The sequence below is a fragment of the Alkalibacterium sp. genome (genome assembly GCF_046484155.1).
Classification (GTDB): Bacteria; Bacillota; Bacilli; order Lactobacillales; family Carnobacteriaceae_A; genus Alkalibacterium.
Map to the genome: position 1 here is coordinate 1 of NZ_JAWOBT010000103.1, position 12,035 is coordinate 12,035.

A 12,035-nucleotide genomic window follows, 5' to 3' on the forward strand; every position below is an offset into this window, starting at 1 on the left:
TCAGATTCGAGCATTTGTGCAAGTAAGAGAAATGAATTTGGACATTATACATGTCCACACGGAATTTGGTGTAGGTGTGTTTGGACACATGATTGATAAAATGCTTAAACTGCCAATGATTCCACCACTAGCTATTGCCTTCTCTACACTATTATTCAAATCTAAATACACTGACTTAGAAAAGCAGTCAGGACTATCCAACTTTGTCTTAGGTGCTTCCTTCATTACAGAAGGCGCCATCCCATTTGCAGCAGCTGATCCACTACGCGTCATTGGTTCATCGATATTAGGTGCAGCCATCGGTGGAGGATTAACTCAACTATGGAATGTCTCGATACCAGCTCCACACGGTGGATTATTCGTTGTAGGAATTGGACAAAATCCATTACTCTTCATTGTCGCTTTACTCATTGGTACTATGATTTCAGCCATTGTACTAGGTATTTGGAAACCTAAAGTAGAAGATACTAAAAAAAATATGACCGCAAACGTTATGAACTAAAACTAATTTGATAAAAAAGGACTCCAATTAAAGGAGTCCTTTTTTGTATATAAGAAAAAGAGTAAATTAAAATTTGATAGGACTTTTGCTGCACAAGAACAAAGATAAAGAGGCGAGAGTAGATAAAAGCCTTTGTAAACACAGAAGTTGATATAGGCATACTTATCGATTCTGAAATGACAAACTCAGAAATATTCGGACCTCGAGTTTATTTAAAGATTGACCTCACGAGTTAAATAAACCTTTTTATTGTGTATTATAGAAATAGCGAAGCGCAGAAAATGGTTACGCACTGAGATTAAAATCCAAAAGATAAGTAAGCCAGCTATGTTGGCTTACTTTAACGTTTTAGTTAAAATTGAGTATTTCTCACTATTTTACATTAAATACATCGTGATAATAATAAAAAAGCGCTTGCATTTACAAATAAACATGGTATGATGAACTTGTTACAAAAACGTTTTAGTAAAATAAAGAAACTTAAATAGAGAAGGGATATTATGGATAAAGTAATTTTAAGAGTGTTGGCTTTTGTGATCGATGCGATGCTAATATATTTTCCATCCATTATTCTGCTTCAAATTATTTTTGGCTTAGATTTTAGAATGGCGGATATTGTGGCTCAGTTATTTATGGTACTCTACTTCGCTATCGCGGGAAGTGCTTTTGGGGGGAAAACAGTAGGAAAGTTCTTTTCTAAACAACGTACTGTCTATATGTACGACCATAATGATTTGGCAATAGTCGGACTAAGAGAACTTCCCAAGATGCTTTATTTCATACCCCATTTTGGATTTGTATTTACGTTACTGAGCGCGGGGTTATATTTTTGGAAGAAAACCACTCTTCATGATTGGATTGGTGGAAGTCGAGTGATGATGGATTCGCAAAGTAAAGTGAGGGGATAAAAATGGAATCGGATTTTTTAACAGAAAATGCGTTTGCTCAAATTGATAGTCGTCCAATATTCGCTTTGTTTTTAATTACGTTAGTCGCGGCTTACCTCATTGCGCGCTTTTACAAAGATCATTATGAAATGAATAAAGTTTTAAAAGCATATTCGATTTTTGCGGTAAGTATTTTTTTAATGAATATTTTCTTAGGACTGAAGATTGCTTTGGTAATAGGAATCGTATTAATGGGATTGGTCGTACTAATATTTCGATCCAATACATATTTTTACGGAAGATAAAAAATTCAGGAGGGTAAAATATGAAATCAAGCGTACAATATTATGACAATCCATGGTTTATTGGAGAAGGATTTTTCAATAAAGAATGGTTAGGAAAGTACGAAACAATTTTAGCACAAGGAAATGGCTATATGGGTATCCGTGCAGCAACAGAAGAAAACTACATAAGTGAAACACGCGACACATTCGTAGCTGGAACATTTAACAAATTTGACGAGAATGAAGTAACGGAATTACCGAATGTACCGGACTTTATGCAGATGAAACTAAAAATTAATGGTGAACAACTCGATTTAACCATAGGTGAAACCAAACAATACGAAAGACGTTTGGACCTGCAATCAGGAGAGTTGACCCGAATTTTCATTTGGATTTCTCCAAATGGAACCGAAGTAGAATGGAAGTTTTCACGTTTTATTTCCAAAAAAAGAATGCATATTTTTGGTCAAAAAGTTGAAATAAGACCTTTAAACAAAGCAGTAGCGCTAGAGATTGTTTCAGGTATTGATGGACAAGTGACAAACAGTGGCTCACAACATTTTCATGAAGGTGAAAAACGGTTAAAAGAAAAAGCGTTTATGCAAATGACTTCTAAAACTTTACAATCAAAAATCGATTTTATATTGACGACAGTTCACCAGTTTAGAATAAATACCGAAATCAAGCAATTAAAGTCCCGCATAGAAATGCCCCGAAGAAAAGTAGAAAATCTGTATTGGGCGACAATTGAAAAAGGAGAAACGCTCAGTATAGAAAAAATATCCTCTATCCATACTTCACGGGACAAAGAACACGAAAAGTTGACAACCGAAGAAATTGAAGAACTGGCTTTGAATGAACTGAAAAAAGCTAAAGAAATGGGTTACGAAAGTTTAGCTCGTGAAAGCCATGCAGAATGGAAAAAATCAGTGTGGGAGGTAGCGCCTGTTCGCATTGAATCAGAGGATTCATTAGATCAGTTGGCCGTTAATTTTGCTCGCTATCATTTGCATTGTATGACGCCTGCCCATGACAATCGTATGAATATTGGTGCAAAAGGACTGACAGGAGAAGGTTACAAAGGCCACACATTCTGGGATACAGAAATCTTTGTACTACCGTATTTCACTTTTACGCATCCAGAAATCGCAAAAAGTTTAGTGGAATATCGCTATCATGGCCTTGAAGGAGCGCATAAAAAAGCAAGTGAAAATGGTTATGAGGGCGCCCAATACCCTTGGGAAGCAGCTTGGATCGAAGACGGAGAGACCACACCAGTATGGGGAGCAGCAGATATCGTTACCGGTAAAGCGACAAAAATTTGGTCTGGCTTTATCGAACAACATATTACAGGTGATATTGCCTACGGTGTATATCAATATTACCAAGCTACTCAAGATCAAACTTATATGGATGAAAAAGGGTATGAAATTATATTAGATACCGCAAAATTCTGGACAAGTAGGGTAGAGTATGATGAAGAGCAAAATAACTATGTTATCAGAGGAGTGATTGGTCCCGATGAGTATAAAGAACATGCGGACAACAATGCCTTCACAAATTATATTGCTCGCTGGAATATGGAAAAAGCACTTGAAGTAATGAAAGAATTGGAAGCTAGACCGGCAGTTAAAGAACGGTTAGATAAGCAGTTCGATTTTGCTGTACTAGCAGACAACCTCAATGACACGTTGGAGAAGCTTTATGTACCGCAACCAAACAAGGAGGGAGTTATTCCACAAGATGACACTTATTTAATGAAAGAAGTCATCGATTTAACCAAATATAAATCCCAAAATTTCGTAGGTGGTTTGTTCCACGATTACAATTTGGAACAAGTGAATAATCTACAAGTAACCAAACAAGCCGATGTATTGCTGCTCTTATATCTCTTTGAAAATCAATTCGAGAAAGACATCAAAGATAAAAACTGGAACTATTATGAACCTAAAACAATGCACGATTCATCCTTGTCGTTATCCACACATACTACTTTGGCAGCAGATCTTGGATACGTAGATCGGGCATATGAATTATTCGAAAAAGCCCGCTTTATCGATATGGGTCCAATCATGACTACTTCAAATGAAGGCATTCACTCTGCATCTCTTGGAGGGATTTGGCAAGCAATTGTATTTGGATTTGGTGGTGTAAGAAGTCTGAATGGGAAATTACGTATTAATCCGTCCTTGCCAAAGAAATGGTTACATTTAACATATAGTATTCATTGGCATAATAATGAATTAGAAGTTTCAATTGATAAAGAACAAATGACCATAACCAACAAAACACAAACGGAAGCAATCGAGTTTGAGTCATTTGACAAACAGTACACAGTACTGGATAAAATTACGGTAATATCAACAAAATAAAAACTATAATACAGGGAGGAAATAAAATGAGTAAATTATTTACCAAGAAATTAGGATTAACGTTGATCGGTTCTGCGACGGCATTGACATTGATGGCATGTGGAGGAAATGGCGAAGAAACGGATACGGAATCCAATGATATGACTGAAGTAGAAACAGAAGGGAAATCATTGACCCTCGGCGTATGGGGTGGAAACGATGCTGAAGAATCCTCTTTGGACTCATTAATTAGTCAATTTGAAGAAGAAACTGGGGCTGAAATCGAGAAGAAAGTTTATACCGATTACAATACTCAAATCCAAACAGACTTAATCGGTGGAACTGCTCCAGACGTCTTTTATGTAGATTTTGCCATGTTTGACTTCTTTGAAGAGCAAGACACTTTAATGGAATTAGATCCAGAATTATTCGAAATAGATGCATTTTATGAAACGTTGGTTGAATCATTCTCGAATGACGAGGGTGGGTTATATGCCATACCAAAAGATATGTCCACTTTATCTCTATACTTAAATGAAGATATTTTTGAAGCTGCTGGTGTTTCTATAGATGAAGTTCCCGGTTCTCTAGAAGAATATGTAGACTGGCTACCTGGATTCCAAGAAAAAATTGATGAAGCTTATCCAGATGAAGATGTCTTTGCCATGAGTTACACTCCTGAACTATCCCGCACGTACCACTTGATGCAACGCGGAGACGGAGATGTGATTACAGAAGACGGAATGGCTAACTTAGACGATCCAACGGTAATCGAAAACTTACAAATTTTGACTGACTTAAAAGAAACCGGAGCTTATGTCACACCACAAGATGTTGGTACAGGTTGGAACGGTGAAGCCTTTGGTATTGGGAAAATCGCTATCATGGATGAAGGCAACTGGGTTTATCAAACATTGAATGATGAATTTTCAGATGTCACCTTCACAGTAAAAGAAATGCCAACATATAAAGGTGAACCAGGGTCCATGATGTTCTCAGTAGGTTGGGGTAAATACGCTGGGACAGAAGAAAGTGAATTAGCTGATTTATGGATTCAACACGTAACAGGAGCAGAAGGCATGCAAGAATGGGTAGAGGGAACAGGAACGTTGCCAAGTAGACAAGATGTAGCAGAAGCTGCAGACATTACAAGCAACCCTGATTTGAATATCCACTTAGAAGCATGGGAATTTGCTACCCCTTGGCAAGATGGCGTGACTTTAACAACAGTTTCCAATGCATTCAATAACTATTTACCAACAGTCATGAATGGTGAAGAAACATGGGAAGCAGCTATGGAAGAAGCAAACAATCAAGCGAACTCAGACATCGAAGCTGCAAATTGATCTGAGTAAGCATATCCAGGTATTTGCAGCTGAATTGACGTAGCTGTAGATACCTGGCTTTTTATAAAATCAACGGATTCAGGGGGATTAATCATGAAAGCGAATAGTAAGAAACCGAGAGTGAGTAAATCGCGCTTAGTAGAATGGTTTCAAGCGTATACGTTCTTAGCACCTGCACTACTTGTTGCACTAGTGTTCTTTGTTTTTTCCATAGTATTTTCCATTTATTTATCGTTTAACAACGTGAATTTATTTGCTAACACCTATTCCTTCATTGGAATAGAAAATTACGCCCGCATGTTTTCTGATGGGAGAGCTGTTATTGCTTTAAGGAATACGGCTACGTTTGCCGCCGTTGTCGTTCCGGCTCAAACAATAGCTGCTTTACTGGTAGCGTATGTATTAGCAAGTGACAAATTAAAAGGGAAGAAGATGTTTCGTTTAATCTACTTCTTGCCTACATTAACATCTAGTTCAGCTTTAACATTAATTTTTATGTTCATATTTAATGTTTATGGACCTGTAAATGAATTATTATTAAATGTGGGATTGTTAAGTGAACCAATAAACTTTTTGCAAAATCCAGAATATTCATTGAAAGTTATTATGGTGATGAATGTATGGTCAACCGTTCCAATGTTTATGACCATCTATCTAGCATCACTTGTAGATTTACCAAAATCACTCTATGAAGCAGCAGATATTGATGGAGCCTCTTCCTGGAACAAACTAATATACATTACCGTACCGTATTTAAGACCAATTACTACTTATGTCGTTTTAATGGGCATCATTGGTACCTTTCAATTGTTTGACCAAGCCTATATCTTCTCTAATGGATCTGGTGGACCGGCCAATTCTACTTTAACGGTAGCCTTGATGATTTATCAGTACGCCTTTGGACAAATGAATTCAATGGGATATGCTTCAGCATTGGCCATTACACTGGCAGCTATTATCTTTGTCGTTTCCATGATTGCTGAAAAAGTAAACAATAGAATGGGTTAAAGGAGGAGAAAAAATATGAAAAAGAGTAAATTACCAATCGTACAAAGCATTATGTATACAGTTTTAATAATCTATGCATTTTTTACATTGTATCCCTTCTTGTGGGCAATTGCCGCCTCCTTTAAACCGTTTCGTGAAATTGTTGGGGGAGATTTAAGTTTATTACCGGAAGAATTTACTACAGCGAACTACAGATACATCTTTGGTCGTTCTTCACTCTTTTCACGTTGGTTTTTGAACTCTGTCATCGTGTCTGTAGTTGGAACTACAATCAATATTTTCTTGAATACAATGGCCGGATATGCGCTCGCTCGCTTAAATTTCCCAGGTAAATATCGCATTTATTATGGATTTTTAGCATTGATCATGGTACCCGCCCAAGTATTACTTATTCCCAATTACTTGATTTTACGTAACTTGGGCATGTTGGATAGTTTTACAGCATTGATTCTCCCAGCAGCGATCAACCTGGGAAACATATTTATGATGCGCCAATTCTTCATAAACTTCCCAGTCGATGTAGAAGAAGCAGCCGCTATCGATGGGTTAGGTAGGTTCCAAACCTTCTTCCGGATTGTGATGCCGCTAGCTAAACCATCCATTTCCACCCAAGCCATATTCGTCTTCATGGGCTTTTGGAACGAATTTATGAAACCGATGCTTTACTTATCCAGTCCTCAGAAATTCACTTTGACACTGGGACTTCAAACATTTCAAGGTCAAGATGGTGGTGTACGTTGGGATTATACAATGGCTGCCAGTATCATCACGATTATTCCGATCGTCATTTTGTACATCATATTTAATAAATACTTCCTGCAAGGGGTAAGAATGGATGGCGAAAAATAAGATATATTTTTCTGGAAATTTTGTGAATAATAGAGAAGAATAATTGATTTTTAGTATGATACAATAGATAAGTATGACGAAATCGGAAGCAACAGTTTTAATTTTTCCTAATAGATAATTTGGATAAGAGGGGATGTGTTCATTTGAAAAAGACAACAATTAAAGATGTGGCTAAACATGCAGGCGTCTCTATCGGAACGGTTTCGCGTGTCTTTAATGGCTATACAGATATTGGTGAAGCCACGAAAATAAAGGTATTAAAAATCGCTGATGAACTAGAGTATTCTCCCAACTTATCTGCACGCTCTTTGTCTTCAAAGAAAAAGAGAAATATTGCTCTTTTATTGAATAACTTAGAGCTCAATAATAAAGCAAATTTAAGTATGGATGTTCTTTCAGGTGTTTATCAGTATACATTGGAAATGGATTTCGAGTTTTTCTTAATCCCCATTACTACGGCACAGCAAAAGGAAAAGAGTTTACAGAAATTTTTGAATGAGAGAGATATTTCGGGTGCAGTGATTCAGGGGTTGAGAACAGATGACCCTTATATTAAAGAGATTGGAAAAAGTCCTATTCCTATTGTCCTAGTCGATATAGAACTTGAAGGTGATCATGTAGGTTCTGTCTCAGTAGATAATGAGCTAGCCGCTTATGAGGCAGTAAGCCATCTCCTTTCCCTTGGACACGAAAACATTGCGCTGATTAATGGACGCAAAGAAGCGAATGTTACAGTGAGAAGGGAAGCCGGTTACCTTAAAGCTATGGAAACAAAGCAATTAGAAATTCGCCCAGAGCTGATTCAATATGCTAATTTCAGCGAAGAAATTGCATATATAATGGCACTAGACTTGTTAAGAAACTATCCGGATTTGACGGCTTTCTTCTGTGCCAGTGATATTATGGCCATCGGTGTAATGAAAGCCGTAAAAGAAATAGGCAAAACCATTCCCGAAGAAATATCGGTATTTGGCTTCGATGATATAACCTTAGCCCAATATCTGTCGCCGCCTCTTTCAACAGTGACGCAAGATATGAAAGACATTGGTTATCAAGCAGCCAAACTATTAAGTCGCTTTATACTAAAAGAAGAAATCAAAGACTCGCATGTCTTTGTACCGCATTCGCTAACTATACGTGAAACCACCAAAGAACGTGCGAAATAAAGAACAAACTAAAACAGCCATTTAATAATGGTCGAATAGAAGATAGGGATAATAAAATATAAAAACACGTACTACAGCTGGATCATAATTCAGCTGTAGTACGTGTTTTTGTGAAGTGAACGTGGGATGCACCTTTTGAAGCATGTCACAGATAGTAATGTTCGTAGCCATGTAGGGGGATAGAAGAGATTAAAAAGGTGGTTTACCGTTATGTAACTTAATAGAGAAGTAATTAGCAAAAATTCAATCGTATCAATTACGATTGACACAAAATTTAATTGATTGAATCAAAAGAGTTAAATGTAACATTCAATTTCAGATATGGAGTATTGTAAAGCAATAAATGAAAGTGAGTTGAATATTTACATGAAAAATTCTGAATAATAATTTCAGATGAGATTATAGGGAATTCCAAAAAATATGGCATCAATAAAACTTTCAATTTATTAGATGGTACCAGGACGATTCTAAGGAGATTCGATGGATGATCATACGATGACCAAGCTGAAATCGTCTTGAGAAGCTCATATAAAATGTTGTCGATGAACTAGGGTAGCTGAATGATGAGGTAAACGGAAATCATTCAGCAAAGATGAGAAAAATCTAGGATCAATAAGTAGGAGATCAGTAAGAATATAAAAATATGATATTTCAAAAAATAACCAAAAACAGAAAAAGACTAGGCATAATTCACTTTAGATTGAATTCAATTCAAAGCTTATACAAGGGTGAGTCAAATTCAATCTGAATGGACAATAAGAGACCTTATGCTTATATAATCTACTTGGTATAATATATATTATGTAAACCAAAATAATGATTTTTACTTAACCGTCTCTTTCGCTGCTCAATTCCCTTTTTTGCTGATTTTTGTCGCTTTTTAGCAATCTTTTTTATTTATTTACCATTTTAGTAATCATTTCATATTTTTTTGTTCTTACCTAGCGTTACAGTTTGGTTTTGTCAATGATCGTGTGGTTGGATAAAATGATATCTTTAAAATTGATCAGATCGGAATCGTCACCTTTGTTGAATCTTTTCAGATAAGCTCTCGACTAACTGTATTTTAAACTATATAGTGCTTTAATCCTTTTGTTTAGCGTTTTATTTTAACTGTAACCATAGAAATTTTATTATTGAAACAGTTTGAATTTGTTCTGTTTATTGGGAATTTGCTATTAAACTGAAAAATTTGAAGAAATCTTTAGATTATTCTAAAGATTTCAGTTTTGATTTAATTGCTTAACTATACAAATCAGCACAATTAAAATCCCATATCTACAGTTTCATAAACTTTATTGATGTTTTCCTGCGTGATCCCGATGTAACGTAATGTGACGGCTTGCGAAGAATGTTGGAAAATCGTCTGCAGCAAGCTAATGTCAATACCTTGTTTATAGGACCAGTATCCGAATGTCTTTCTGAGTGAATGTGCACTCAATGGTCTGAGTCCGATCATGTCTCCTGCGTGAGAGATGATCCGATGGGCTTGCATGCGTTGTATAGGCTGTTTGGGATTTTTCTTGGAATAAAAAATATAATCCTCGGATTTCAATCCTTCAGTTTTGACGTACAGTTTAATGGATTGGCGAAGCTTCGGATGCAGGAATAATATTTTCTTTTTCTTTGTTTTCTTTTCTTGCACCCAGATGAATTCTTGTTTATGTAGATCTTTGACTTTGAAAGAAAGAATATCACTGATCCGTAATCCTGTACGTAATCCGAATTCTAATAGGAGTCGTTTTTTCGATGCCAGCGGATAGACGTCCATCAATTTTTTTATTTGCTTTTTTTGTTGCATGGGATATGTAAAATTCATTTTGACTTACTCCTTCGATCTGTTTTTGTGATCTGTTTGTTTGTGAATGTTTGAACTTTCGTTGCTAATAGCAAGGTCTCCTCTGAATTGATCCATTTTATCAATTGAAAACGCTTACCAGTCTTAAAAGTCACTTTCCGTGTCTTTAGTGTACCATTTTAACCGTTGATACAGCAATGTTTTATAGGATACACAATTGTAATTGTGTATCCTTAAAATGCTGAAAACAATCACTCTGTTTCTCGTGGATTCTAAGACGATTTCAAGTGTCTTGATGGGTAATCATCCGTGAAATCGTCTTTAATCGCTTCAAATTCTCAAATAAGAGAAATGAATGAAAAAAGACCTCAAAATAGAGGTCTTGATGAAAAACTTTTGTAGATTTATTGTTTCTAGATCTCTGAATCTGATTTTTGGGGGAGCCCTCCTTACCGTGGACTGGAAAATACCACTTCTCACCTTCCCCTCTTCTCCTCTCGTATTCAAAATAAGAATTGAAAGGGTATGTGTTGAATTCAGGCGTTTATTGAATGTTCCGTTTTTTTGTGCTTTTATTTTTAGGACCGGAAATTTTGGAGAGCGTTCACTTGATTCATAATGGTTGATGAATTTCATTTTTAATATTCCAAAACATGATTTCTTATGATGTATCATATGGTTCAGGTTGAGTGCCATCTATATCTTTGAAACCATATTCTTTTCCCAATTCAGCAGCAACTAATATTTGCCCTGTTTTTGACATCAGTTTTTCATCAGAAGCTAAGTTGGCTATTGCTCTTCCGACGAATTGAGAGGATTCTTTTTTGGAATCAGGCTTTTTTTCGTTTTTATTATCATCGATGTAACCAGGATATAATGAAACACAAGCGATATTGTGTGGTTTTAGCTCGACTGCCATATCCATAGACATTTTATCGACAGCTGCTTTTGCGACACCATAAATGACATTCCCATAGTATTTGCGGCTTGCAAAGAAGGAAATGTTGACAATTAAGCCTTGTTTTTGTTTAAGCATCAATTCTGACGCAAAAACACTTGCAACATAATTTGAGCGAACACCAACATCAGTCATTTCATCCCATAATTCCAAAGGTTGTTTCCAAAAATCGTCTTTCCATTTAAAACCTTTGTATTTCCTTCTATTACGAAGACGATTATAGCCACCCCAAGCATTATTTACTAAGATGTCTAGTTTTCCTTCTTTTTCTTTGATCTGTTCAAATACCTTTTTTACTTCATCGTCATTTTCATGATTGCATACTATAGCAATACCTTTTCCGCCTGCGGAAGTAATGCCTTTAACATCTTTATCCGTTATACTTCTTCCGGTAACATATACCGTTGCGCCTGCTTCGCCTAAACCTAGTGCGATTCCTTTTCCAACATTGCGGGTTCCACCGGTTACAAGTGCTATTTTTCCTTCAAGTGGTTTCATATTATCATCCTCCGTATGAATCGAAGAAAACATATTGTTCCCTCCTGTGTTAACTATCTGAACAGTGCCATGTCAGTCACAGATATACTGATAATTCATTCCCCTGCGCCCTCCTCTTCCCTGTTTAATAACTCGATCAAGATAAATGATAGCGCTGTGGGCTGTTTATGTGTGATTTAATTATATCTCAGGTTATAATTAAAGAAAATCAGAGACAAGGAGGTCACTTAAAATGATAAAACAGCCTAGCTTACATACCATCCCGATCGAAGAACTGATGGAGTCTTCCATGGCAGGCTTCCAGAAAGGACAAACATTTCCTTCTGATAAGTTTAAAAAAATACCGTTATGGAAAAAGCTGTGGCATGAAAGGCAATTAAAGAAACTG

Annotated in this window: 9 protein-coding genes and 1 pseudogene; 8 read left to right on the forward strand and 2 right to left on the reverse strand. The window is 36.3% G+C overall.

The features are described 5' to 3' along the window. The 8 genes and pseudogenes from R6U02_RS07275 to R6U02_RS07310 form a co-directional block, all read left to right on the forward strand. Positions 1-502 (forward strand): annotated as a pseudogene (locus R6U02_RS07275) (hypothetical protein); the annotation flags it as partial. A gap of 500 nt (positions 503-1,002) precedes the next feature. Further along, positions 1,003-1,410 (forward strand): RDD family protein, encoded by a 408-nt coding sequence (locus tag R6U02_RS07280; protein WP_410262951.1) that lies wholly within the window; start codon positions 1,003-1,005, stop codon positions 1,408-1,410. Positions 1,411-1,412: 2 nt separating this feature from the next. Beyond that, positions 1,413-1,694, forward strand: coding sequence for a hypothetical protein (locus R6U02_RS07285; RefSeq protein ID WP_410262952.1), 282 nt, complete (start codon positions 1,413-1,415; stop codon positions 1,692-1,694). A 20-nt stretch (positions 1,695-1,714) separates the two neighbouring features. Next, complete coding sequence (locus R6U02_RS07290) at positions 1,715-4,045, forward strand: glycoside hydrolase family 65 protein (RefSeq protein ID WP_410262953.1); 2,331 nt, start codon at positions 1,715-1,717, stop codon at positions 4,043-4,045. Between the two features lie 26 nt (positions 4,046-4,071). Then, complete coding sequence (locus tag R6U02_RS07295; protein ID WP_410262954.1) at positions 4,072-5,370, forward strand: extracellular solute-binding protein; 1,299 nt, start codon at positions 4,072-4,074, stop codon at positions 5,368-5,370. A gap of 93 nt (positions 5,371-5,463) precedes the next feature. After that, positions 5,464-6,378 (forward strand): carbohydrate ABC transporter permease, encoded by a 915-nt coding sequence (locus tag R6U02_RS07300; RefSeq protein ID WP_410262955.1) that lies wholly within the window; start codon positions 5,464-5,466, stop codon positions 6,376-6,378. Between the two features lie 15 nt (positions 6,379-6,393). Next, positions 6,394-7,227, forward strand: a complete 834-nt coding sequence (locus tag R6U02_RS07305) for a carbohydrate ABC transporter permease (RefSeq protein WP_410262956.1) — start codon at positions 6,394-6,396, stop codon at positions 7,225-7,227. Positions 7,228-7,370: 143 nt separating this feature from the next. After that, on the forward strand, positions 7,371-8,393 hold the full coding sequence (locus tag R6U02_RS07310) for a LacI family DNA-binding transcriptional regulator (protein WP_410262957.1): 1,023 nt from the start codon (positions 7,371-7,373) through the stop codon (positions 8,391-8,393). Positions 8,394-9,657: 1,264 nt separating this feature from the next. Here the strand turns inward: R6U02_RS07310 and R6U02_RS07315 are convergent. Both R6U02_RS07315 and R6U02_RS07320 read right to left on the reverse strand, forming a co-directional pair. Beyond that, positions 9,658-10,212 carry a tyrosine-type recombinase/integrase gene (locus R6U02_RS07315; RefSeq protein ID WP_410262958.1) on the reverse strand — a complete coding sequence of 185 codons (555 nt, stop codon included), beginning with the start codon at positions 10,210-10,212 and terminating at the stop codon, positions 9,658-9,660. Between the two features lie 640 nt (positions 10,213-10,852). Continuing rightward, complete coding sequence (locus R6U02_RS07320) at positions 10,853-11,647, reverse strand: SDR family NAD(P)-dependent oxidoreductase (RefSeq protein ID WP_410262959.1); 795 nt, start codon at positions 11,645-11,647, stop codon at positions 10,853-10,855. Positions 11,648-12,035: the final 388 nt, after the last annotated feature.

Coding starts and splice junctions, on each gene's coding strand:
- R6U02_RS07280 (WP_410262951.1), top strand. CDS start 1,003: ATGGATAAAGTAATTTTAAGAGTGTTGGCTTTTGTGATCGATGCGATG.
- R6U02_RS07285 (WP_410262952.1), top strand. CDS start 1,413: ATGGAATCGGATTTTTTAACAGAAAATGCGTTTGCTCAAATTGATAGT.
- R6U02_RS07290 (WP_410262953.1), top strand. CDS start 1,715: ATGAAATCAAGCGTACAATATTATGACAATCCATGGTTTATTGGAGAA.
- R6U02_RS07295 (WP_410262954.1), top strand. CDS start 4,072: ATGAGTAAATTATTTACCAAGAAATTAGGATTAACGTTGATCGGTTCT.
- R6U02_RS07300 (WP_410262955.1), top strand. CDS start 5,464: ATGAAAGCGAATAGTAAGAAACCGAGAGTGAGTAAATCGCGCTTAGTA.
- R6U02_RS07305 (WP_410262956.1), top strand. CDS start 6,394: ATGAAAAAGAGTAAATTACCAATCGTACAAAGCATTATGTATACAGTT.
- R6U02_RS07315 (WP_410262958.1), bottom strand. CDS start 10,212: ATGAATTTTACATATCCCATGCAACAAAAAAAGCAAATAAAAAAATTG.
- R6U02_RS07320 (WP_410262959.1), bottom strand. CDS start 11,647: ATGAAACCACTTGAAGGAAAAATAGCACTTGTAACCGGTGGAACCCGC.